Consider the following 21,281-nt stretch of genomic DNA (forward strand, 5'->3'; position numbering starts at 1 on the left):
GGTCATGAGCGAGCCGAAGCTGATCGAGCGCGCCCGCACCGCCCACGAGGCGCTGGCCGGGCGCCTGCCGGGGGCGGCGCACCCGGAGCTGGCCGCGCTGCGCCGCCGCGCCCTCGACCGTGCCGTCGAGCGCGGGCTGCCGACCCCGCGCGACGAGGACTGGCGCTACACCGACCTGCGCCCGCTGGCGCAGGCCGAGCTCGCCTTCGTCGCCGAGGGGGGCGGGGCGGAGATCGAGCTCGCCCCCTGGCGCATCGAGGACCTCGACGGGGCGCGCCTGGTCTTCGCCGACGGCCGCCTGGTGCCGGCCCTGAGCGACCTCGGAGGCGCGGCGGGCGTGCGCGTCGCCCCGCTCGCAAGCCTCGCCGACAGCGCCCCGGAGAGCCTCGTCGCGGCCCTCGGGGCGGACGCCGAGGGTGACGCCCTGCCCGCCCTCAACCTCGCCCTCGCCACGGACGGGCTGGTGCTGGAGCTCGACGACGGGGTGGCGCTCGAGGCCCCGGTCCACGTCCTCTACATCGCCACGGGCGAGGCCCGCGCCGCCCACCTGCGCAACCTCCTGCGCCTCGGCCGAGGCGCGCGCGCCACGGTGATCGAGCACCACGTGAGCCTCGCCGAGGGCGCCGCCTACACCAACGTCGTCACCGACGTCGTCCTCGCCGAGGCGGCCCGCCTCGCCCACTACCGCATCCAGGAGCCCGAGCGCGGCTACCGCTACACGCGCACCCGGGTGCGCCAGGCGGCGGGCAGCGGGCTTGCGGCCTTCACCGCCACCTTCGGTGGGCGCATCACCCGCAACGAGATCCTCGTGGATCTCGAGGGCGAGGGCGCGCGCTGCGAGCTCGACGGCCTCACCGTCCTGCGCGGGCGCGACCACGCCGACCACCACACCCGCATCGAGCACCGCACCCCGGAGGCCACCAGCCGCGAGCTCTACAAGGGCATCCTCGACGACCGCGCCCGCACCGCCTTCACCGGCCGCGTGGTGGTCCACCCGGGTGCGCAGCAGACCGACGCCGAGCAGGCCAACCACAACCTGCTGCTGTCGGGCGAGGCCGAGGCCGACGCCCGCCCGCAGCTCGAGATCTACGCCGACGACGTGCGCTGCAGCCACGGCGCCACGGTGGGCCAGATCGACCCCCGCGCCCTCTTCTACCTGCGCTCGCGGGGCATCGACGAGGCCTCGGCGCGGATCCTGCTCACCTACGGCTTCGCCGAGGAGCTGCTGGAACGGATCCCCCTGCCGGCGATCCGGCGCCGGCTCGACCGCACCCTGATCCGGCACATGCCCGCCGGCGAGCGCATCGAGGAGCTGCTATGAACACGGTCCGACCGATCCCCGAGGCCGGGGCCCCCATCCTCGACGTGGAGCGCGTGCGCCGCGACTTCCCGGTGCTGCACCAGGAGGTCCACGGCCGGCCGCTGGTCTACCTGGACAACGCGGCGACGGCGCAGAAGCCGCGGGCGGTGATCGAGGCCGTGGACCGCTTCTACCGCCGCGACAACGCCAACGTCCACCGCGGCGTGCACACCCTGAGCCAGCGCGCCACCGCCGCCTACGAGGGCGCGCGCGAGACGGTGCGGCGCTTCCTCAACGCCGCCGACCCGCGCGAGATCGTCTTCGTGCGCGGCGCCACCGAGGGGATCAACCTCGTCGCCCAGAGCTTCGTCCGTCCCCGCCTGCGCCCCGGCGACGAGATCCTCGTCACCGAGATGGAGCACCACGCCAACATCGTGCCCTGGCAGATGGTGTGCGAGGCCACCGGCGCGCGGCTGCGGGTGGTGCCCATCGACGAGCGCGGCGCACTCGACCTCGAGGCCTTCCACCGCCTCCTGGGCGAGCGCACCCGCTTCCTCGCCGTGGTCCACGTCTCCAACGCCCTCGGCACCATCAACCCGGTGGCGGAGATGGTGGCGGCGGCGCGCGCCCGCGGCATCCCGACCCTCGTCGACGGCGCCCAGGCCGTGCCCCACATGGCGGTGGACGTGCAGGCCCTCGGCTGCGACTTCTACGCCTTCTCCGGGCACAAGGTCTTCGGCCCCACCGGCATCGGCGCCCTCTACGGGCGCCTGGAGGTGCTGGAGTCGATGCCGCCGTGGCAGGGCGGCGGCGACATGATCCGCGTCGTCACCTTCGAGCGCACCGAGTACCATGACGTGCCCCACCGCTTCGAGGCCGGCACCCCGCACATCGCCGGCGCCGTCGGGCTCGCCGCCGCCATCGAGTACCTCGAGGGCATCGGCATGGAGCGCATCACGGCCTGGGAGCAGACCCTGCTGCGGCACGCCACGGCGCGCCTCGCCGAGGTGCCGGGCCTGCGCATCATCGGCACCGCGCCCGAGAAGGCGGCGGTGATCTCCTTCGTGGTGGAGGGCATCCATGCCCACGACCTCGGCACCATCCTCGATCACGAGGGGGTGGCGGTGCGCGCCGGGCACCACTGCACCATGCCCGTGATGGACCACTTCGGCGTGCCGGCCACGGCGCGCGCCTCCTTCGCCTTCTACAACACGCTCGAGGAGGCGGACCGCCTCGTCGCCGCGCTGCACCGGGCAAGGGAGCTCTTCGGCCTATGAACGACCTGCGCGCCCTCTACCAGGAGGTCATCTTCGACCACAACCGCAGCCCGCGGAACTTCGGCCGCCTCGCGCACGCCAACCGCCGCGCCGACGGCCACAACCCGCTCTGCGGCGACCGCATCACCCTCTACCTGGACGTGGACGAGGGGGGCGTGATCCGCGACATCGCCTTCGAGGGCCAGGGCTGCGCCATCTCCACCGCATCGGCCTCGCTCATGACCGAGGCGCTCAAGGGCCGCACCGTGGCCGAGGCCCACCGCCTCTTCGAGGGCTTCCACAAGGTGGTGACCGGCGAGGGGAGCGGCGAGGAGATCGGCAAGCTCGCGGTCCTCGCGGGGGTGCGCGACTACCCCATGCGGGTCAAGTGCGCCACCCTCGCCTGGCACACCCTCGAGGCCGCCCTCAAGGGTACCGAGCAGCCCGTGAGCACGGAGTGAGACCATGAGCGAGAACGGCAAGGCCCCGCAGCAGCCCAGGGTCGATCCCGCGCAGCTCGAGAGCGACATCGTCGCCGCGCTGCAGAACGTCTACGACCCCGAGATCCCCGTCAACATCTACGATCTCGGGCTCATCTACACCCTGGAGGTCTCCCCCGAGGGCGACGTCTACATCGAGATGACGCTCACCGCCCCCGGCTGCCCGGTGGCCCAGACCTTCCCCGACATGGTGGCCTCCCACGTGCGGGCCGTGCCCGGGGTGCGCGACGTGCGCGTAGAGCTGGTCTGGGACCCGCCGTGGACCAAGGACCGCATGTCGGAGTCGGCGAGGCTCCAGCTCGGCTTCTTCTGAGGGGGACGCCATGGGACGCTGGGTGGATGTGGCCGCCGAGGGCGAGATCCCCCCGGGGCGCTGCCGCGTGGTGGACCTCGCCGAGGAGCGCGTCGCCGTCTACCACATCGACGGCCGCTACTACGCGATCCAGGATCTGTGCACCCACGACTACGCGCCGCTCGACGGCGGCCGGGTCGAGGGCGACGAGGTGATCTGCCCGCGCCACGGGGCGCGCTTCTGCCTGCGCACCGGCGCCGTGCTCGCCCCGCCGGCCTACGAGGACCTGCGCACCTTCGAGGTCCGCGTCCACGAAGGCCGCATCCAGGTCTACGACGAGGACGCCGCCTAGGCCCCGCCCGCCCCCCGCCTCGCATCCGCCCGACCCCCTGCTATCCTTCCCTGAGCGCCCCGATCCGGGGCGCAGGCCATCCCGAGAACGACCGACGCCGGCCCCGCCGGCCGGTGTGGTGGAGGAGGAGTACGACCATCATGCTGCGATCCCTTCACATCGACCCCGGCAAGTGCACGGGGTGTCTGCAGTGCGAGCTCGCCTGCTCGCTGCGCAACGACGGCGTCATGAACCCGGCGCGCTCGCGCATCAAGGTCTTCGCCTTCCACGACGAGGGCCGCTTCGTGCCCTACACCTGCACCCAGTGTGCCGAGGCCTGGTGCATGCAGGCCTGCCCGGTGGAGGCGATCCGCGTCAACACCGCCACCGGCGCCAAGGAGGTGGTGGCGAGCCTGTGCGTGGGGTGCAAGGTGTGCACCATCGCCTGCCCCTTCGGCACCGTGAACTACCGCGCCGACACCGGCAAGGTCATCAAGTGCGACCTCTGCGGCGGCGACCCGGCCTGTGCCGCGGCCTGCCCCACCGCCGCCATCACCTACATCGACGCCGAATGGACCGGGCTCGAGCGCATGCGCCAGTGGGCGGCGCGCGCCTCGGCGGCCCAGCCCCAGGCCTGAGAGGGAGGATCGCACCATGGGCTGGCAGCGAAAGATCCTGCGCGTCAACCTCACCGAGGGCACCTGCACCGCCGAGCCCCTCAACATGGCCTGGGCGGCCCAGTACCTCGGCCAGCGCGGCCTCGCCTCCAAGTACCTCTTCGAGGAGGTGGATCCCAAGGTGGACCCCCTCTCGCCGGAGAACAAGCTCATCTTCGCCACCGGGCCGCTCACCGGCACCATCGCCTCCACCGGCGGGCGCTACTCGGTGATCACCAAGGGCGCCCTCACCGGCGCCATCGCCTGCTCCAACTCGGGCGGCTATTTCGGGGCCGAGCTCAAGATGGCGGGCTGGGACATGATCATCTTCGAGGGCCGCGCCCCGAAGCCGGTCTACCTCTACATCGAGAACGACCACGCCGAGCTCGTCGACGCCGGCGACCTCTGGGGCGGCTCCGTCTGGCACACCCAGGAGGCGATCCAGAAGCGCCACCAGGACCCCCAGATCCGCGTCGCCGCCATCGGACGCGCGGGCGAGAACCAGGTGCTGTTCGCCTGCGTCGTCAACGACCTGCACCGTGCCGCCGGCCGCTCCGGCGTCGGCGCCGTGATGGGCTCGAAGAACCTCAAGGCGGTGGCCGTGCGCGGCACCCTCGGGGTCGCGGGGATCAAGGATCCGCAGCGCTTCCTGGAGGCCACCGCGGCGGCGAAGAAGGTGCTCGCCGAGCACCCGGTCACGAGCCAGGGGCTGCCCAAGTACGGCACCCAGGTGCTCATGAACGTCATCAACGAGGTGGGGGCCCTGCCCACGCGCAACGCCCGCGAGGTCCAGTTCGAGGGGGCGCCGAAGATCTCGGGCGAGGCCATGCACGAGCCGCGCCCCACCGACGGCAAGCCCAACCTCGTGCGCAACGCCGCCTGCTTCGCCTGCACCATCGCCTGCGGGCGGATCTCGCGCATCGACCCCAACCACTTCACGGTCAAGAACAAGCCCGAGTACTGGGGCGCCTCGGGCGGGCTCGAGTACGAGAACGCCTGGTCGCTGGGGGCGGACACCGGGGTCGACGACCTCGAGGCCCTGACCTACGCCAACTTCATCTGCAACGAGCACGGCATGGATCCCATCTCCTTCGGCGCCACCGTGGCCGCGGCCATGGAGCTCTACGAGATGGGGGTCCTCACCACCGAGCACACGGGCGGGCTGGAGCTGCGCTTCGGCTCGGCCGAGGCGCTGGCGCGTCTCGCCGAGCTGACCGCCCACGGCGAGGGCTTCGGACGCGAGATCGGGCTCGGCTCGCGGCGCCTGTGCGAGAAGTACGGCCACCCGGAGCTCTCCATGACCGTCAAGGGGCAGGAGTTCCCGGCCTACGACCCGCGCGGCATCCAGGGCATGGGGCTGACCTACGCCACCAGCAACCGCGGCGCCTGCCACCTGCGCAGCTACACCGTCGCCTCCGAGGTGCTCGGCATCCCCCACAAGACCGACCCCCTCAGCCCCGACGGCAAGGCGGAGCTGGTCAAGGCCTTCCAGGACGCGACCGCGGCCTGGGACTCCACCGGCCTGTGCCTCTTCACCTCCTTCGCCTGGACCCTGGCGGACATCGCCCCCCAGATCGACGCCGCCTGCGAGGGCGAGTGGACGGTGGAGCGGCTGGCCGAGACCGGCGAGCGCATCTGGAACCTGGAGCGCGAGTTCAACCTCCGCGCCGGGCTCACGGCCAAGGACGACACCCTCCCCCGGCGGCTGCTGGAGGAGCCGGCCCGGAGCGGCCCGGCCAAGGGCAAGGTCAACGAGCTCGGCAAGATGCTGCCGGAGTACTACCGGGTCCGCGGCTGGGGCGAGGACGGCGTCCCCACGACCGAGACCCGCCAGCGTCTCGGGCTCTGAGCTGAGCGGGCCGCGGGGCCTCCGCCGCCCCGCGGCCCCGGAGGACCGTCCATGCGACACGTCATCGTCGGCACCGGACCGGCCGGGGTGGTCGCGGCCGAGACCCTGCGCCGCCTCGACCCCGCGGCCGCGATCACGCTCATCGGGCGCGAGCCCGGACCGCCCTACGCCCGCATGGCGCTGCCCTACGTCCTCACCGGGCTCATCGACGAGCGCGGCACCTGGCTGCGCAAGGACCCCGCGCACTGGGACCGCCTCGGCATCGAGCGCCTCGAGGACGAGGCCGTCGCCCTCGACCCGGCGGCGCGCACCCTGCGCCTCGCCTCCGGCCGCACCCTGGACTGGGACCGGCTCCTGCTCGCCACCGGGAGCACGCCGGTGCGCCCTCCCATCCCCGGCCTCGAGGGAGAGCGCGTGGTCCACTGCTGGACCCTGGACGATGCCCGCCGCATCGCCGCCGCCGCCCGCCCCGGGGCGCGGGTCGTGCTCATGGGCGCGGGCTTCATCGGCTGCATCATCATGGAGGCGCTGGCCACCCGCGGCGTGCAGCTCACGGTGGTGGAGATGGCGCCGCGGATGCTGGCGCGGATGATGGACGATGCCGGCGCCGAGATGATCCGCGCCTGGTGCGAGCGCAAGGACATCACGGTGCTCACCGGCGCCCGCGTCACCGCGGTGGCGGCCGACGGCGGCGGGCACCCGCTGCAGGTCCACATCGACGACCGCGGCACGCCCCGCGTGCTCGACGCCGATCTGCTCATCTGCGCCACCGGCGTGCGCCCCAACACGGAGCTGGTGCGCGATCTCGCCGACACCGACCAGGGCATCCTCGTGGACGAGCACCTGGCGGCGTCGCTTCCGGGGGTCTTCGCCGCCGGCGACGTCGCCCAGGGACGCGACTTCTCCACCGGCGGCTTCTCCGTCCACGCCATCCAGCCCACCGCCGTGGAGCACGGGCGCGTCGCCGCACGCAACATGGCCGGGATCGAGACCCGCTACGGCGGCAGCCTGGTGATGAACGTGCTCGATACCCTCGGTCTCATCACCGCCTCCTTCGGCCGCTGGGAGGGCGTCGAGGGGGGCGAGACCGCGGTCCTGGCCGAGCCCGGCCGCTTCCGCTACCTCAAGCTGCAGCTTGCGGGCGACCGCCTCGTGGGCGCCCTCGCCGTGGGCTGGACCGAGCACGTGGGCATCCTGCGCGGCCTGATCCAGACCCGCGTCGGTCTCGGACCGTGGCGCGACCGGCTGCTGCGGGACCCGACCCGTGTCGCCGAGGCCTACGTCGCCCGCACCCAGGCCATCGCCGCGCCATGAGAATCACCGCCAAGCTCTACGCCACCCTCTCGGACTACCTCCCCGCCGGCGCGCGCGACCACGCCGTCGAGCTCGAGGTGCCGGAGGGCGAGACGGTGCAGGCGGTGCTGGACCGCCTGCGGCTCCCCGCCGCACTGACCCACCTGGTGCTCGTGGACGGCGTCTTCGTGCCCCCCGAGGAGCGCGGCCGACGCCCCCTGCGGGCAGGGGAGACCCTGGCCGTCTGGCCCCCCATCGCCGGAGGCTGACCCGTGCCCGGTCCGGTCTGGCGGCGCCAGATGAGCATCGACCGCGCCGCCTTCCGCCGCCTCCTCGAGGGCATGGCCGGCACCGGGGCCGTCCGCGCCGCCGCCGACGGCTTCGTGGTCGCCGCCGAGGGCGGGACGGTGGCGGTCCGGCTTCGGGACCTGCCGCCGCTGCGGCTCGGCGCGATCGCGCTGCCGGCGCTCGAGGTGGAGCTCGGCCTGCACGCCCTCGACGAGGCGGCACGCGCCCGCTTCCTCGCCCGCTTCGAGCTGCACTTCCGCCGCGGCGGCGGCTGACGCGGAGTGCCGCCTTTTCACGTTCCGCTCAAGAAATCCGCGCAAAGCACATGAGCGGTTGTATATTTTGTATCGACCAAATTGTATAGTATGCTTCGATGGAGGCTGTCGGTCGGGCACGCGCGGGCGTGCAAAGGACACGGGTGTCGTACCACGGCACAGAAGGATGCGGACACCACGGACGGGCGGGGACCACGGAGGCCGCGGGGACGGCGTCGGGGTCGCCCGCGGCGGCGCGTGAGCCCGCGGCGGCGGCGCGCCCGTCCGCCCGTCCGGCCCCGCCTACCCCCGGCGCGCTGCACGCCCTCGTCGGGCGCGCGGTGGCGTCCCTGCCCCGCGGCGTCCTCCTCACCGACACCCGCGGCCGCATCCTCTACGCCAACCCCGCCTTCGAGCGGATGACGGGCTACCGCACCGCCGAGCTCCTCGGGCGCACGCCCCGCATCCTCAAGTCGGACGAGACCCCGCCCACGGTCCACGAGGCGCTCTGGCGCACCATCGCCACCGGCGGCACCTGGGAGGGCGAGTTCCGCAACCGCCGCCGTGACGGCACCCTCTACTGGCAGGCCACCGTCATCACCCCGGTGCGGGACGAGAGCGGCCGCATCACCCACTACCTGGCGCTGGCCGAGGACGTCTCCGAGCGACGGCGCCGCGACGAGGCCCTGGTGCAGGCGGCCGAGGGGGTGAGCGCCCAGGCCGGCCGCCGCTTCCTCCACACGGCGGTGTGGTACCTGGCCGACACCCTGGAGCTGGACCGGGTGCTCATCGCCGCCCTCGACAACGGCGGCGCCCCCCGCCTGCAGCTGCTGGCGGCGGCGAGCCGCGACGGGGATCCGGAGCCCGCCCTGCCCCAGCCGCCGCAGGAAGGCGGCGTGCTCGCCCGCATCCTCGCCTGCGGCGAGCTCGCGCTTTCCGACGGCGCCGCCGAGGCCTTCCCCGACGACCCCCTCGTCGGCGCCGCCCGCGCGGCCCTGGGCCAGGCCATCGAGGACGAGCACGGTCAGGTCATCGGCCTGCTCCTCGCCCTCGGGCGCCGCGCCGTGGCCGATCCGCAGCGGGCGATGGCGCTGGTGCGCCTGACCGCACGCCGGGCGGGCACCGAGCTTGCGCGCATGCGCAGCGAGGACGCCCTCAAGGCGCAGGTGCGGCTGCTGCGCGAGACCCTCGAGCGGCTCCCCGACCCGGTGGTGGTGCTGGACGCGGCGCGGCGGGTGGAATGGGCCAACCGGCGCGCCCACGCCCTCGGCCTCGACGCAATGGACCCGCAGGCCGGGACCGCCCGCGCCCCGGTGCCGGTGGACGAGGTCCGCCGCAGCGGGCGGCCCCTCGAGGTGGAACGCGAGCACGAGGTCCCGGGCCGCGGCGTGCGCCGGCTGCACGTCAGCGCCGCCCCGCTCTGGAACGAGGACGGCTCCTTCCGCGGCATCGTCGCCGTGGCCCGCGACGTCACCCGCGAAGCCGCCGCCGAGGAGGCGCTGCGGGGCGAGTGGCGGCGCCTGGTGCAGGTGCTGGAGGCGCTGCCGGCCTACGTCTGCCTGGTGGCCCCCGACGGCACCGTGCGCTACGGCAACCGCCACTTCCGGGAGCGCTTCGGCGAGGCGGCCGGGCGGCGCTACGCCGATCTCTTCCCCTGGCGTGCGGCGCAGGCCGACGGCAGGGTGCCGACCCTCGCCGTCTTCGAGACCGACCAGCCCGTCACCTGGGAGACCCAGGACCCCTACGGACGCTGGTTCGAGATCCACAGCCACCCCTTCCCGGACCCGGACGGCCAGCCGCTGGTCCTCGAGGTGGGCATCGACATCACCGCGCGCAAGAGCGTCGAGCGGGCGCTGCTCGCCCGCCGCGAGGACCTCGAGCGGGTCGCCCACCGCGATCCCCTGACGGGACTGCCCAACCGGATCCTCTGCCGCGACCGCCTGTTCCACGCGCTGCAGCGCGCCCGCCGCGGCGGCGAGATGGTGGCGGTGCTCTTCCTCGACCTCGACCAGTTCAAGGAGATCAACGACACCCTCGGCCACGACGTGGGCGACGAGGTCCTCAAGCTGGTGGCGCGGCGCCTGCGGGGCTGCCTGCGCGAGGGCGACACCATCGCCCGCATCGGCGGCGACGAGTTCGTGATGATCCTCGAGCGCATCAGCCGCCTCGACGACGTCGCCGCCCTGGCGCAGAAGATCATCCGCACCGTGTCCCGCCCGGCGCACGTGGGCGAGCACGAGATCCGCATCACCCCGAGCCTCGGGATCGCGGTCTACCCGGCGGACCACCAGGATCCGGACACCCTGATCAAGTACGCCGACCTCGCCATGTACCGCGCCAAGCGCGAGGGACCGGGGCACTACCAGTTCTACACCCCCGACCTCACCGCCGAGGTGGCCGACCGCATGCGACTGCGCGAGGAGCTGCGCCTCGGCCTCGAGCGGCAGGAGTTCGTCCTCGCCTACCAGCCTCAGGCCCGGCTGCGCGACGGGCGGTTGGTGGCGGTGGAGGCCCTCGTGCGCTGGCAGCACCCGACGCGGGGCCTGATCCCGCCCGAGGTCTTCGTCCCCGTCGCCGAGCAGGGCCACCTCGCCGGCCCCCTCGACCGCTGGGTCCTGCAGCGCGCCTGCCGGCAGGCGGCGGAGTGGCAGCGCGACGGCCTCAGCGAGCTGCGCATGGCGGTCAACCTCTCGGACCGCCAGTTCCGGGACGCCGAATTCGTGCACTGGCTCGGCAAGACCCTCCAGCGCACCGGCGCCGACCCCGCGCGCCTGGAGCTGGAGCTGCAGGAATCGGCCCTGATGGAGGATCCGGCCTTCGCCGAGCGGCGCCTGCGGGAGCTGCGCGCCCTCGGGGTCCAGGCGGTGGTGGACGACTACGGCAGCGGCTCCAGCGCCCTCGAGGTGCTCGCCCGGATGCCGGTGACCAAGCTGAAGATCTCAGAGCGCCTCGTCGCCCGCCTCCACGACGAGCCCACGGCGGCGGCGGCCTGCGGCGCCGCGGTGGCCCTCGGCCGCCACCTCGGCCTGCAGGTGGCGGCCGAGGGCATCGAGCGCCCCGACCAGCTCACCTTCTTCCAGCGCTACGAGGACCTCCTCGGCCAGGGCTACCTCATCGGCCGCCCGGCGACGGCGGAGGTGGTGGCGGGGGTACTCCACCGCGGCCGCGTCGGCCTCGACACCTGATCAGTCGCGCCAGCGCTCGGCGATCTCGATGCGCAGACGCACCCCGCCGCGGTCGTCGTAGGCACGGTAGCGCAGCACCAACCCGCCGTCGCGGTGCCATCGGCGCACCACCGACGGCGCCCGGTACACACGCCGCGGCCACGGCCGGTGCCAGCCCCCGAAGCGGCCGCGGTGACGGTGAAGACCACCGTGCCCCCAGCGGATCGCGGGGGGGTGGTAGACCACCACCGGCGCCGCCGGCACCACCACCACCCGCGAGACCACGACGCCGGCCTGCGCGCCCGCCGGCGCGGCGACGGGGAGCGCCAGCGCGGCGAGGATCCCGATCCGCTTCGCCAAGCCCCTGCTCATGCCCACCTCCCGAGCCTGCGGCCCTGCCCACGGGACTGCCCGGGAGGATGCGCCCCCGCCCATGAACCGGCGCTGAACCCGGATCAGGGTGCGGGGCCGAGGCGGCGGCGCAGGGCGAGCACCCAGACCCCGCCCTCCACCCGCGGCTGGAACACCGGGCCGACCCCACTCGCGGCAGGGGCCGAGGCATCCCACCGCCGCCCCTCCCACGAGAGGCGCAGCGCCGTCCGGCCGCCCGCCGGCGCAAGCTCCAGGCCGACGAAGGGGACCGTCCGCGGCCTCGGCGCAAGGCGCACGTCGAAGGGGGACCCCACCGTCTCCGCCACCTCCAGATCCCGCCGCAGCCCAAGACGCAGCCACGGCCCGCCGGGGACACCCACCCCGGCGGCGAGGCGGACCCAGGGCACGCGGTAGCGCTCCACGTAGCCCACCGCGCTGCGACCCCGCGCGTCGACGCCGTCGCCGAGCCGCCGCCGCCAGCCCGCGTAGCCCGCCGTCGCCATCAGATCCAGCCGCAGACGCGGACCCGGCGCCGCGCGCCGCCCGATCCCGTACGCCACCTCCCAGCCGCGGTAGCCGGTGCGGGTGACCAGGGGCGTGCCGTCCTGGGTCTCGCCGTCGTAGTCCACCTCGCCCCCCCAGAGCGCCGCCCGCGCGTGAAAGATGAGCCCCGGCGCCCCCCGCCCCAGGTTGTCGTGCACCAGGGCCAGGGAGAGGACCGGTCCGCGCTCCTCGAGGATGCGGCGGCCGTGCGCGTCCTCCTCGCGCCAGACGAAGGCGCCGGCGGCCGCCTCCAGCGACACCCGCCCCGCCGGCGGCTTCGCCGCCGGCGCGGGCGCCGCGAGCAGCGACGCCGCGAGCGCCGCGCCCAGGGCCCGACCCGCGCCCGCCCCGCGCCCCCTCACGGCGGGCTCGCCACCCGGTCGCGAAGGTATACCGGCACCAGCGCCTCGGGGGCCACGCCGCCACCGGCGGCGAGGATGCGCGCCCCCAGCGCCGCCACGTCGCAGGCATCGGGCAGCGCCTGCGGATCCTGCGCGTGCACGGCGCCGCCGCACACCGCCGCCAGCACCTCGCCCCACACCGCCCAGCCGGGCCCGGCGCCGAGCCAGCCTGCCCCCGGGGGCGGCGGCACCGCCCGGGGCGGGCCCACCCGTTCGGGGCCGGCCGGCGTCACGCCGCCGTCCCCGCCGACCTCGAACGCCCCCCAGTAGACCTCGCCCATGCGGGCATCCAGCGCGGCGAGCACCCGCCCGGTGCGATGCCGCCGCGCCGCGCCCCGGGCCAGCGCCGCAAGGGTGGAGACCGCCGCCACCGGCCGGTCGAGGCCGAAGGCGATCCCCTGCGCCGCCGCCACCGCCACCCGCACGCCGGTGAAGGCGCCCGGCCCGCGGCCCACGGCGAGGCCGTCGAGATCGGCCGGCCGCCACCCTGCCTCCGCGAGCAGCGCATCGCAGAGCACGAGCAGGCGGCGGGCGTGCTCGCGCGGCCCCGCCACCCGCCGCACCGCCACCTCGCCGTCCTCCCACAGGGCCACCGAGAGGACCTCGGTGGCGCCCTCCAGCGCCAGCAGCCGCATCACGCCCCCTCTCGCGCGAGGAAGGCCTCCACTTCCGCGAGCGCGCGCGTGCGCGGCATCGGCGGCAGGCTGCGCAGGAACACCCGCCCGTAGCCGCGCGTCAGCAGGCGCGGGTCGCAGATCACCAGCACGCCGCGGTCGGCGGGATCGCGGACCAGTCGCCCGACCCCCTGGCGGAGGGCGATCACCGCCCGCGGCAGATGGAGGGCGCGGAAGGGGTCCTCGCCGGCCCGCGCGAGCGCCCGGGCGCGCGCCTGGACCAGGGGATCCTCGGGGGAGGCGAAGGGCAGGCGGTCGATAACCACCGCCGACAGGGCCGGCCCCCTGACATCCACCCCCTCCCAGAAGGTGCTGGTGCCCAGCAGCACCGCATCGCCCAGCTCGCGGAAACGCTCCACGAGCCGCGCCCGCGGCCCGTCCCCCTGGACCAGCACCGGATGGCGCACCCGCGCCTGCAGCCGCGCCGCCGCCTGCCGCAGCGCCCGGTGGCTGGTGAAGAGCACGAAGGTGCGCCCGCCCGCGGCCTCGATCACCCGCTGCGCCACCGCCACCACCGCCTCGGTGTGCCCCGCGGGATCGCGCCCCGGATCCGGCATCCCCTCGGGGACGCAGAGCAGGGCCTGGCGGGCGTGGTCGTAGGGGCTCGGCCAGATCCGGGCCTCGTAGTCCTCGAGCCCGAGGCGGCCGGCGAAGTGGGCGAAGCCGCCGTCCACGGTGAGGGTGGCGGAGGTGAACACCCAGGCCGGGGCCAGCGCCGCCGCCAGCGGCGCCAGCACCGAGCCTGCCGCCACCGGGGTGCGGTGGCAGACGAAGCCGGCCCGGGTCTCCACCCAGCGCACCGCATCCCCCTCGTCCGGCGCGAGCAGCCCCTCGACGAGCCCCGCCAGCCGCCGCGCCCGCTCGCTGCAGCGCGCAAGCCCCGGACCGCGGTCCGCCGCCGCCTCCAGCACCGCGGCGAGGCCGCGCAGGGTCTCGCCGAGGGCGTCCAGGTCCTCGCCGAACCCCGTCGCCAGCGCATCCTCCCAGGCCATGCGCCCGCGCCCGGCAAGCCGCGCCGCGGCCGCCCGCGCCTGCGCCTCGAGCCGCCCCGCCCAGGCCTCCACCTCGCCCTCGCCGGGAGCCTCGCGCACCGCCTCGCCGCGCGCGTCGCGCGCCAGCTCCGCGAGCTGCCGCCCCGACACCGCCTGCCCCAGCCGCTCCGCCACCACGTCGGGGAACTGGTGCGCCTCGTCGACGATGCAGCCGTCCACCTCGGGCAGCAGGTCGGCAACGCCCTCGCGGCGCAGGGCGAGATCCGAGGCCACGAGGTGGTGGTTGGTCACCACCAGGTCGGCCTGCTGCGCCCGCCGGCGGGCCTGCTGCACGAAGCAGCGCCCAAGCTCCGGGCAGTCCCCGCCGAGGCAGTTGTCGGCGGTGGAGGTCACCCGCGCCCACAGCGGGTGGTCCTCCGCCACCCCCACCACCTCGGCGATGTCCCCCTCGCGGGTACGGGCGGCCCAGCCCTCGATGGCGGCCAGGGCCTCGGCCCCCTCGCGGTCGAGGAAGTGCCGCTCCGCGAGGGCGACGGCGGCCCGATGCGGGCAGAGGTAGTTGGCCCGGCCCTTGAGCAGCGTCACCCGCGCGCCGCGCCCGAGCGCCCGCAGCACACGCGGAAGCTCGTGGCGGAAGACCTGCTCCTGCAGCGCGCGGGTGCCGGTGGAGACCAGCACCCGCCGCCCGCTCTCGACGGCGGGCACGAGATAGGCCAGGGTCTTGCCGGTGCCGGTGCCGGCCTCGCAGAGCAGGGTGCCGCCCGCGTGCAGCGCCGCCGCCACCGCCTCGGCCATCTCCACCTGCCCGGGCCGCGGCGCGAAACCCGCAACAGCCCCGGCCAGGGGGCCGTCGGGTGCGAAGAGCGCCGCCATGCCGGCCGGTGTCACGGCGCCGAGCGGTTGTCCCACACCTCCCCCATGCGCCCGGTCTCGCGCGTCCAGACGAGCTCGCCGATGTTGCGGAAGCGCGCCACCGAGAGCGCCCCCCGCCGCCGCCGGCCGCTCGCGGCCGCCTCCGCCACCGCCGCCTCGACGTCCGCCCGCGCCGCCTCCCAGATCTCGGTGGGGTGGTAGTCCTCGTCCATGAGCACCAGCAGCACCGCGTCCCAGTCGTCGCGGCCGAGGCGCAGCTCGCCGATGCGGTGGTCGCGCCGGGCCTCGTTGAGGATGGCGCGGCCCTTGACCTGGTAGCGCACCCCCGCGCGCTCGCCGGTGCCCTCCGCGTCCCAGCCCGCGCCGGCGGGCCCCGGCTCGAGGCCCAGGAGGCGGACCGCATCGTGCACCGCAAGCTCGGCGCTGACCCCCGGCAGGGCCCGCCCGGTGGCGCGCCGGTAGTCGGCGGCAAGCCGCCGCGCCTGCTCCATCAGCTCGTCGACCCGATAGACGCCCATCACGCCGCCCCGCTCCCGCCCGCCCCGATTGTACCCGACCGCGGCGCGACCGCCGCCGCCGCGCCGTGGTATGTTTGCGCCCCATGCAGGAGAGACCCCCACTCGTCGAGGCCCTGCTGCGGCCGCAGACCTACGGCGGCGGCGTCGACCGCGTGGAGCTGGTGGAGACCCACATCTCCTGGGTCTTCCTCGCCGGCGACCGCGCCTACAAGGTCAAGAAGCCGGTGGATCTCGGCTTCCTCGACTTCACGACCTTGGAGCGCCGCCGCCGCTTCTGCGAGGAGGAGCTGCGCCTCAACCGCCGCCTCGCCCCGGAGCTCTACCTGGCGGTGATCCCCATCACCGGCACGCCGCAGGCCCCGCGCCTCGGCGGCGAGGGGACGCCCATCGAGTACGCCCTCGTGATGCGGCGCTTCGACCAGGAGGCGCTCCTCGACCGGCTGCTCGCCCGCGGCGCCCTCGCGCCCGCGGAGCTGGAGCAGGCGGCGGCCGACATCGCGCGCTTCCACGCGCGGGCGGCGGTGGCGGATCCCGCCTCCCGCTTCGGCCGCCCGGAGACGGTCCACGCCCCGGTCCGCGACAACTTCGCCCACATGCGACGGCTGAGCCAGGCGGCGGCGGTGCGCCAGCGCCTCGACCGCCTGGAGGCCTGGGCCGAGGACGCCTACGCGCGCCTTGCGCCGGTGATGGAGGCGCGGCGGCGGGACGGGCGTGTGCGCGAGTGCCACGGCGACATCCACCTCGGCAACATGGCGCGGGTGGACGGGCGGGTGCGGGTCTTCGACGCCATCGAGTTCAACGACGACTTCCGCTGGATCGACACCGCCTCCGACCTCGCCTTCCCGGTCATGGATCTGCACGACCGCGGGCGCCCCGACCTCGCCACCGTCTTCCTCGACGCCTACCTGGAGGCGGGCGGGGACTGGGAGGCGCTGCGGCTGCTGCGCTACTACATGGCCTACCGGGCCAACGTCCGCGCCAAGGTGACCCTCATCCGCGCTGCCCAGGCCCCGGCGGAGGCCGCCGCCCTCGAGGAGCGGGCCGTGGCCTATCTCGACCTCGCCGACGCCCTCGCGCGGGGCCGCAGGCCCGCCCTCGTCCTCTGCTGCGGCCCCTCCGGCGCCGGCAAGAGCCACTGGGCGCGACGGCTGGCGCCCGCCCTGGGGGCGGTGCGGGTGCGCTCCGACGTCGAGCGCAAGCGCCTCTTCGGCCTCGCCCCCACGGAGCGCGCGGCGGCGGCCCCGGGCGAGGGGATCTACACCCCGGAGGCGAGCCGGCGCACCTACGCCCGCCTCGCCGAGATCGCCGCCATGGGCCTGGAGGCGCGCTTCCCCGTGGTGGTGGACGCCGCGGCGCTGTCGCGCGCGCAGCGGGCGGGGCTGCGGGAGGTGGCCGCGGCCGCCGGCTGCCCCTTCGTGATCCTCGCCTTCCACGCCCCGCCCGAGGTCCTGCGCAGCCGCGTCGCGCGGCGCGCCCGCTCGGGCCACGACGCCTCCGACGCCGACCTGGAGGTGCTGGCGGCGCAGCTGCGCACCCTCGAGCCGCCCCACGCCGACGAGGCCGACCGCGTCATCGACCTCGACGGCCACCGCGCGGTGGACGTGGCCGCCCTCGCCGCCGCGGTGGAGGAGCTCACCCGCGGCTGACCTTCCCGGCCAGGGGCGGCAGCGGACGGCGCCGGTCGCCCCGCCCGCGCCGGCTCGCCGCGCCGTGGTGCTCCACCAGGCGGGCCACCACCGCGTCCGGGTCGTCCATGACCTCCACCAGGTCCAGGTCGCGGGCGTCGATGCAGCCGAGCGCCAGCACCCGCCCGCGCAGCCACCCCAGCAGCCCGTCCCAATAGTCGGCGCCGTAGAGGACGATGGGGAAGCGGCGGATCTTACCCGTCTGCACCAGGGTGAGGGCCTCGAAGAGCTCGTCGAGGGTGCCGAAGCCGCCCGGAAAGATGACGAAGCCCAGGGCGTACTTCACGAACATGAGCTTGCGCACGAAGAAGTAGCGGAACTGCAGGCGCACGTCCTGGTAGGGATTGGGCCGCTGCTCGTGGGGCAGCTCGATGTTGAGCCCCACCGAGCGGGCGCCGTGGCCGTAGCAGCCGCGGTTGGCCGCCTCCATGATCCCGGGCCCGCCGCCGGTGATGACGGCGAAGCCGTGGCGGGCGAGCCCCTCGGCCACGCGCACGGCGGCCTCGTAGTAGGGCGAGCCCTCGGGGAGGCGGGCGCCGCCGAAGATGGTGACCGCCGGCCCCAGGCCGCTGAGGGTCTCGATCCCGTCCACCAGCTCCGCCTGGATGCGGAAGATGCGCCAGGTCTCCGAGGTGCGAAGGTCCTCCACGGCGACGTTCCCTCCGGTGCGGCAAAGGGCGCCTTATACCGCCCGGGGGCCGCGGGGGACAAGCCGCTCAGGCGGCGAGGCTGCGCGCGAAGGCGTCCAGTTCGGGGGCGGCGGCGAGCAGGCGCGCCGCCTGCTCGAGGACCTGGGCCCGCTCGAGCCCGAGGGCCGTGAGCACCGCCGGGGGCGGCTCCTGGTCGGCGGCGTCGCCGATCCCCTCCCGGCGCAGGGCCGAGGCGGCGGCGAGGACGAGATTGGCCGCCACCGCGTGCTCGCCCCGATAGCCCTCGTTGTGATGCTCCCGCGCCGCCACCACCACCTCCTCCGGCAACCCCCACTGGGCGAGCAGGCGCGCCCCGAGACGGGCGTGGGCGAGCTCGTGCGAGGCCGCATCCTCGCCGATGCCGAGCACCTCCCGCTCGAGGACCGGCAGCGGCACCTCGGGACGCGCCTGCATCATGCGGTGGATGAGGAAGTACTCCGGGCGCAGGAGCTCGCTCCAGACCAGGATGCCGAAGTTGTGCAGCAGCCCCGCGAGGTAGGCGAGCCCCGGAAGCAACCGGATCTTGGCCGGCAGCAGCGGCGCGAGAAGCTGGCACAGCCCCGCGGTGTAGACCGCCCCGCGCCACAGGGCGGCGAGCCCGAGCGGCCCCTCCCGCGGCGCCCGCAGGGTCCGGCCGAGGGCGAGGCCGAGGGCCAGCGAGAGCACGAAGTCGAAGCCGAGCACCCGGGCCACCGCGTCGTGCACGGTCTCGATGCGGCCGCGGTAGCCGTAGAGGGGCGAGCGGGCGTAGCGCATCACCTGCGCGGCGAGGCTCGGATCGAGCTCCACCACCGCGGCGAGATCCCGGGCGTTGGCCTTGGGATCGCGGCGCAGCGCCAGCAGCCGCGCCCCCATCTCGGGCATCGCCGGCAGCTCGCGCACCCGGGCGAGCAGGGCCGCGACCCGCCGCTCCGGCCGCAAGTCGGCGACCTCGGCGACCCGCTGGCCCGGCTGAGCCTGCGCGATCCGCCGGAAGATCCGCGGCGGCCAGGCGAAGCGCAGCACCTGCGCCTCGGCCGTCAGCCGCGCGAAGTCGGGTCCGCTCACCGCGATCACCACACCGCGCCGCCCGCCCTCGAGGAAGACCTCCTCCTCGCCCTGCAGCGAGCTCTCGACCAGCAGGGGCAGCCCGTAGGGCGCACCCAGGGTCGGCACCACGCCGGGATCGCAGTCGCCGAAGCGCGCCGAGGCCAGACCCGCCGGCACCGGCGAGAGCCAGCGGCCGAGCCGCGTCTGCAGGACGTGGAAATCGATCAGGTACTGCACCGGGAGGAGCGCCAGCAGCCAGCCCGCGCGGTCCGCCAGCACCACCGCCCGCACCGCCCGCTCCGCCGGCACGCGCCCCGCCTCGGCCAGCGCGGCCAGACCCGCCCCACCGCGGGCGACCACCCGGTAGGCGACGTCGCGGCGGTCGAGCTCCGCCTGCACCGCCGGGGCCAGGTACTGCGGCGGCGTGCCTGCGGCCACCATACCTCCCGGTTCCTCCCGCCACGCGCGCAGGCCCGCCCCCGGGGGACCCCGCCTGCGCTACCATGGCAAGCGTGGTCAAGGGGCGGGCGCTTTGCAAGGGATCCGGCGATGATTCCCTGGCTCGGCACGGGCGGCGGTGTGCGGTTTCCGGATGTGGAGCGGGCGCTCGCCGAGCCCAACGGCCTCCTCGCCGCCGGCGGCGACCTCGCGCCGGCCACCCTTCTCGCCGCCTACCGCCGCGGCATCTTCCCCTGGTACGGTCCCGGCGAACCGATCTTGTGGTGGTCGCCCGACCCGCGCCTGGTGCTCTTCCCGGAGCGGCTGCATCTCGGCCGCAGCCTGCGCAAGCGGCTGCGCTCGGGGCGCTACCGGGTGAGCCTGGACCGCGACTTCGCCGGCGTCGTCGCCGGCTGCGCCGCCCCCCGGCCGGGCCAGGACGGCACCTGGATCACGCCCGAGATGGCGCAGGCCTACCGGAGGCTCCACGCCCTCGGCCACGCCCACTCGGTGGAGGTGTGGGAGGACGGCGTCCTCGTGGGCGGTCTCTACGGCGTCGCCATCGGCCGCGTCTTCTTCGGCGAGTCCATGTTCAGCCGCCGGCCGGACGCGTCCAAGGTGGCGCTGGCCTGCCTCGCCGCGCGGCTGCACCGCTGCGGCTTCCCCGTCATCGACTGCCAGGTGGCCTCGGCGCACCTGCTGCGGCTCGGCGCCGAGCCGCTCCCGCGGCGCGCCTTCACGGCCCTGCTCGAGCGCTTCTGCGCGCTGCCGGCCCCCGCGGACACCTGGGAGGCCCTGCCGTGACCGGCCCCGCCGAGCTCGCGGCCCTGCTGCCCGCGCCGCTCTTCCTCTCCGGCCCGCAGCCCTGCGGCTACCTGCCGGATCGCAAGGCCACGCACCTCTTCACCGACCCGGGCCCGGGGCTGGAGCCTGCGCGCTACGGGCGGCTGCTCGCCCTCGGCTTCCGCCGCAGCGGCGCCTTCCTCTACCGCCCGCACTGCTTCGGCTGCGACGCCTGCGTCCCGGTGCGGGTCCCGGCCGGGACCTTCCGCCCGCGCCGCTGGGCGCGGCGCACCCTCGAGCGCAACCGCGACCTGCAGCGCACCCTCGGCCCTGCGGCCGCGGACGCCGAGCACCTCGATCTCTACAACCGCTACCTGGCCTGGCGCCATCCCGGCGGCACCATGGCCTGCGCCGATGCCGCCGAGTACCGCGAGCTCCTGCTCGCCCCCTGGGCCGAGACCGTGGAGCTGGCCTTCCGCCTCGCGGGGCGTCTCGTCGCCGTGGCGGTGACCGACCGCACCGCCGACGCCCTCTCCGCCGTCTACACCTACTACGACCCGGCGCTGGCGCCGCGCGGCCTCGGCACCCTCGCCATCCTGGAACAGCTTCGCCTCGCCCGCGAGCAGGGCCTGCCCTGGGTCTATCTCGGCTACTGGATCGAGGGCCACGCCAAGATGGGCTACAAGGCGCGCTTCCGGCCCCTCGAGCGGCTCGGGCCCGGCGGCTGGGTTCCGCTCGCGCCCGACCGAGGCGGCGACGGGCCGCGCTGAGCCCGCCGCCCTTGGCTGCCTCCGCCGGCGCAACCTATAATGCGCGCCTTGCCGGCGCAGCCGACGGAGGAGGCATGCCGAAGGAGGATCACATCGAGCTCGAGGGCGAGGTCATCGAGACCCTGCCCAACACCATGTTCCGCGTCCGCCTCGACAACGGCCACGTGGTCACGGCCCACATCTCGGGCAAGATGCGCAAGCACTACATCCGCATCCTGACCGGCGACCGCGTGGTGGTGCAGCTCACCCCCTACGACCTCACCAAGGGCCGCATCGTCTACCGCCTGCGCTGAGCGCGCGCCGGCACCGGCGTCCGCGCCGCGGCGGCGGC

Annotated in this window: 22 protein-coding genes; 15 read left to right on the top strand and 7 right to left on the bottom strand. The window is 75.2% G+C overall.

From position 1 onward, the window contains the following. The first annotated feature begins 4 nt into the window (after positions 1-4). The 11 genes from sufD (at position 5) to EDC57_RS08980 (ending at position 11,204) form a co-directional block, all read left to right on the top strand. Positions 5-1,321, top strand: coding sequence for a Fe-S cluster assembly protein SufD (gene sufD / locus EDC57_RS08930; RefSeq protein WP_123401514.1), 1,317 nt, complete (start codon positions 5-7; stop codon positions 1,319-1,321). Then, positions 1,318-2,577 carry a cysteine desulfurase gene (locus EDC57_RS08935; protein ID WP_123401515.1) on the top strand — a complete coding sequence of 420 codons (1,260 nt, stop codon included), beginning with the start codon at positions 1,318-1,320 and terminating at the stop codon, positions 2,575-2,577. The genes sufD and EDC57_RS08935 overlap by 4 nt, the downstream gene beginning before the upstream one ends. Further along, positions 2,574-3,017, top strand: a complete 444-nt coding sequence (gene sufU, locus EDC57_RS08940; RefSeq protein WP_123401516.1) for a Fe-S cluster assembly sulfur transfer protein SufU — start codon at positions 2,574-2,576, stop codon at positions 3,015-3,017. The genes EDC57_RS08935 and sufU overlap by 4 nt, the downstream gene beginning before the upstream one ends. A 4-nt stretch (positions 3,018-3,021) precedes the next feature. Then, complete coding sequence (locus tag EDC57_RS08945) at positions 3,022-3,369, top strand: SUF system Fe-S cluster assembly protein (protein ID WP_123401517.1); 348 nt, start codon at positions 3,022-3,024, stop codon at positions 3,367-3,369. 10 nt (positions 3,370-3,379) lie between these two features. Then, the gene (locus EDC57_RS08950) at positions 3,380-3,700 is read left to right on the top strand and encodes a non-heme iron oxygenase ferredoxin subunit (RefSeq protein ID WP_123401518.1); all 321 of its coding nucleotides are present in this window, start codon (positions 3,380-3,382) and stop codon (positions 3,698-3,700) included. Positions 3,701-3,840: 140 nt separating this feature from the next. After that, complete coding sequence (locus tag EDC57_RS08955) at positions 3,841-4,317, top strand: 4Fe-4S dicluster domain-containing protein (protein ID WP_123401519.1); 477 nt, start codon at positions 3,841-3,843, stop codon at positions 4,315-4,317. A 16-nt stretch (positions 4,318-4,333) separates the two neighbouring features. Beyond that, positions 4,334-6,184 (top strand): aldehyde ferredoxin oxidoreductase family protein, encoded by a 1,851-nt coding sequence (locus tag EDC57_RS08960; RefSeq protein WP_123401520.1) that lies wholly within the window; start codon positions 4,334-4,336, stop codon positions 6,182-6,184. Positions 6,185-6,235: 51 nt separating this feature from the next. After that, positions 6,236-7,498, top strand: coding sequence for an NAD(P)/FAD-dependent oxidoreductase (locus EDC57_RS08965; RefSeq protein WP_123401521.1), 1,263 nt, complete (start codon positions 6,236-6,238; stop codon positions 7,496-7,498). Further along, on the top strand, positions 7,495-7,746 hold the full coding sequence (locus tag EDC57_RS08970) for a MoaD/ThiS family protein (protein ID WP_123401522.1): 252 nt from the start codon (positions 7,495-7,497) through the stop codon (positions 7,744-7,746). The genes EDC57_RS08965 and EDC57_RS08970 overlap by 4 nt, the downstream gene beginning before the upstream one ends. 3 nt (positions 7,747-7,749) lie before the next feature. Next, complete coding sequence (locus EDC57_RS08975) at positions 7,750-8,040, top strand: hypothetical protein (protein WP_123401523.1); 291 nt, start codon at positions 7,750-7,752, stop codon at positions 8,038-8,040. Positions 8,041-8,360: 320 nt separating this feature from the next. Then, a complete protein-coding gene (locus EDC57_RS08980; protein ID WP_170165090.1) occupies positions 8,361-11,204 on the top strand; it encodes a sensor domain-containing protein in 2,844 nt (947 codons plus the stop codon). Here EDC57_RS08980 and EDC57_RS08985 read toward each other — a convergent pair whose 3' ends face one another. The 5 genes from EDC57_RS08985 to EDC57_RS09005 form a co-directional block, all read right to left on the bottom strand. After that, positions 11,205-11,555, bottom strand: coding sequence for a hypothetical protein (locus tag EDC57_RS08985; protein ID WP_123401525.1), 351 nt, complete (start codon positions 11,553-11,555; stop codon positions 11,205-11,207). A gap of 83 nt (positions 11,556-11,638) precedes the next feature. Continuing rightward, complete coding sequence (locus EDC57_RS08990) at positions 11,639-12,460, bottom strand: hypothetical protein (protein WP_123401526.1); 822 nt, start codon at positions 12,458-12,460, stop codon at positions 11,639-11,641. Beyond that, positions 12,457-13,134, bottom strand: a complete 678-nt coding sequence (gene tsaB, locus EDC57_RS08995) for a tRNA (adenosine(37)-N6)-threonylcarbamoyltransferase complex dimerization subunit type 1 TsaB (RefSeq protein WP_123401527.1) — start codon at positions 13,132-13,134, stop codon at positions 12,457-12,459. Before tsaB ends, EDC57_RS08990 begins: the two co-directional genes overlap by 4 nt. After that, on the bottom strand, positions 13,134-15,038 hold the full coding sequence (gene yoaA, locus EDC57_RS09000) for a DNA repair helicase YoaA (protein ID WP_123401872.1): 1,905 nt from the start codon (positions 15,036-15,038) through the stop codon (positions 13,134-13,136). Before yoaA ends, tsaB begins: the two co-directional genes overlap by 1 nt. 11 nt (positions 15,039-15,049) lie before the next feature. Beyond that, positions 15,050-15,556, bottom strand: a complete 507-nt coding sequence (locus tag EDC57_RS09005) for a hypothetical protein (protein WP_123401528.1) — start codon at positions 15,554-15,556, stop codon at positions 15,050-15,052. 83 nt (positions 15,557-15,639) lie between these two features. On the opposite strand from EDC57_RS09005, the gene EDC57_RS09010 reads away from it, so the two are divergent. Further along, entirely contained in the window at positions 15,640-17,202 is a 1,563-nt protein-coding gene (locus tag EDC57_RS09010) for a bifunctional aminoglycoside phosphotransferase/ATP-binding protein (RefSeq protein WP_123401529.1), read from the top strand. On the opposite strand, the gene EDC57_RS09015 is transcribed toward EDC57_RS09010, so the two are convergent. Continuing rightward, positions 17,189-17,890, bottom strand: coding sequence for an LOG family protein (locus EDC57_RS09015; RefSeq protein ID WP_123401530.1), 702 nt, complete (start codon positions 17,888-17,890; stop codon positions 17,189-17,191). The genes EDC57_RS09010 and EDC57_RS09015 overlap by 14 nt on opposite strands. Positions 17,891-17,957: 67 nt before the next feature. Beyond that, on the bottom strand, positions 17,958-19,400 hold the full coding sequence (locus EDC57_RS09020) for an HDOD domain-containing protein (RefSeq protein ID WP_123401531.1): 1,443 nt from the start codon (positions 19,398-19,400) through the stop codon (positions 17,958-17,960). 108 nt (positions 19,401-19,508) lie between these two features. Between EDC57_RS09020 and aat the strand changes: the two genes are divergently transcribed. From aat to infA, 3 genes are all read left to right on the top strand, one after another. Further along, positions 19,509-20,201: a leucyl/phenylalanyl-tRNA--protein transferase gene (gene aat / locus EDC57_RS09025; protein WP_123401532.1), complete on the top strand. Its 693-nt coding sequence runs from the start codon at positions 19,509-19,511 to the stop codon at positions 20,199-20,201. Then, entirely contained in the window at positions 20,198-20,950 is a 753-nt protein-coding gene (locus EDC57_RS09030) for an arginyltransferase (RefSeq protein ID WP_245995202.1), read from the top strand. Before aat ends, EDC57_RS09030 begins: the two co-directional genes overlap by 4 nt. Before the next feature lie 74 nt (positions 20,951-21,024). Then, entirely contained in the window at positions 21,025-21,243 is a 219-nt protein-coding gene (gene infA / locus EDC57_RS09035) for a translation initiation factor IF-1 (protein WP_123401533.1), read from the top strand. The last annotated feature ends 38 nt before the right edge of the window (positions 21,244-21,281 follow it).

The sequence above is a fragment of the Inmirania thermothiophila genome, from assembly GCF_003751635.1.
Classification (GTDB): Bacteria; Pseudomonadota; Gammaproteobacteria; order DSM-100275; family DSM-100275; genus Inmirania; species Inmirania thermothiophila.

Bases quoted from the DNA above. Each gene is read 5' to 3' on its own strand.
- sufD (WP_123401514.1), top strand. From the start codon at position 5: ATGAGCGAGCCGAAGCTGATCGAGCGCGCCCGCACCGCCCACGAGGCG.
- EDC57_RS08935 (WP_123401515.1), top strand. From the start codon at position 1,318: ATGAACACGGTCCGACCGATCCCCGAGGCCGGGGCCCCCATCCTCGAC.
- sufU (WP_123401516.1), top strand. From the start codon at position 2,574: ATGAACGACCTGCGCGCCCTCTACCAGGAGGTCATCTTCGACCACAAC.
- EDC57_RS08945 (WP_123401517.1), top strand. From the start codon at position 3,022: ATGAGCGAGAACGGCAAGGCCCCGCAGCAGCCCAGGGTCGATCCCGCG.
- EDC57_RS08950 (WP_123401518.1), top strand. From the start codon at position 3,380: ATGGGACGCTGGGTGGATGTGGCCGCCGAGGGCGAGATCCCCCCGGGG.
- EDC57_RS08955 (WP_123401519.1), top strand. From the start codon at position 3,841: ATGCTGCGATCCCTTCACATCGACCCCGGCAAGTGCACGGGGTGTCTG.
- EDC57_RS08960 (WP_123401520.1), top strand. From the start codon at position 4,334: ATGGGCTGGCAGCGAAAGATCCTGCGCGTCAACCTCACCGAGGGCACC.
- EDC57_RS08965 (WP_123401521.1), top strand. From the start codon at position 6,236: ATGCGACACGTCATCGTCGGCACCGGACCGGCCGGGGTGGTCGCGGCC.
- EDC57_RS08970 (WP_123401522.1), top strand. From the start codon at position 7,495: ATGAGAATCACCGCCAAGCTCTACGCCACCCTCTCGGACTACCTCCCC.
- EDC57_RS08985 (WP_123401525.1), bottom strand. From the start codon at position 11,555: ATGAGCAGGGGCTTGGCGAAGCGGATCGGGATCCTCGCCGCGCTGGCG.
- tsaB (WP_123401527.1), bottom strand. From the start codon at position 13,134: ATGCGGCTGCTGGCGCTGGAGGGCGCCACCGAGGTCCTCTCGGTGGCC.
- yoaA (WP_123401872.1), bottom strand. From the start codon at position 15,038: ATGGCGGCGCTCTTCGCACCCGACGGCCCCCTGGCCGGGGCTGTTGCG.
- EDC57_RS09005 (WP_123401528.1), bottom strand. From the start codon at position 15,556: ATGGGCGTCTATCGGGTCGACGAGCTGATGGAGCAGGCGCGGCGGCTT.
- EDC57_RS09010 (WP_123401529.1), top strand. From the start codon at position 15,640: ATGCAGGAGAGACCCCCACTCGTCGAGGCCCTGCTGCGGCCGCAGACC.
- EDC57_RS09020 (WP_123401531.1), bottom strand. From the start codon at position 19,400: ATGGTGGCCGCAGGCACGCCGCCGCAGTACCTGGCCCCGGCGGTGCAG.
- aat (WP_123401532.1), top strand. From the start codon at position 19,509: ATGATTCCCTGGCTCGGCACGGGCGGCGGTGTGCGGTTTCCGGATGTG.
- infA (WP_123401533.1), top strand. From the start codon at position 21,025: ATGCCGAAGGAGGATCACATCGAGCTCGAGGGCGAGGTCATCGAGACC.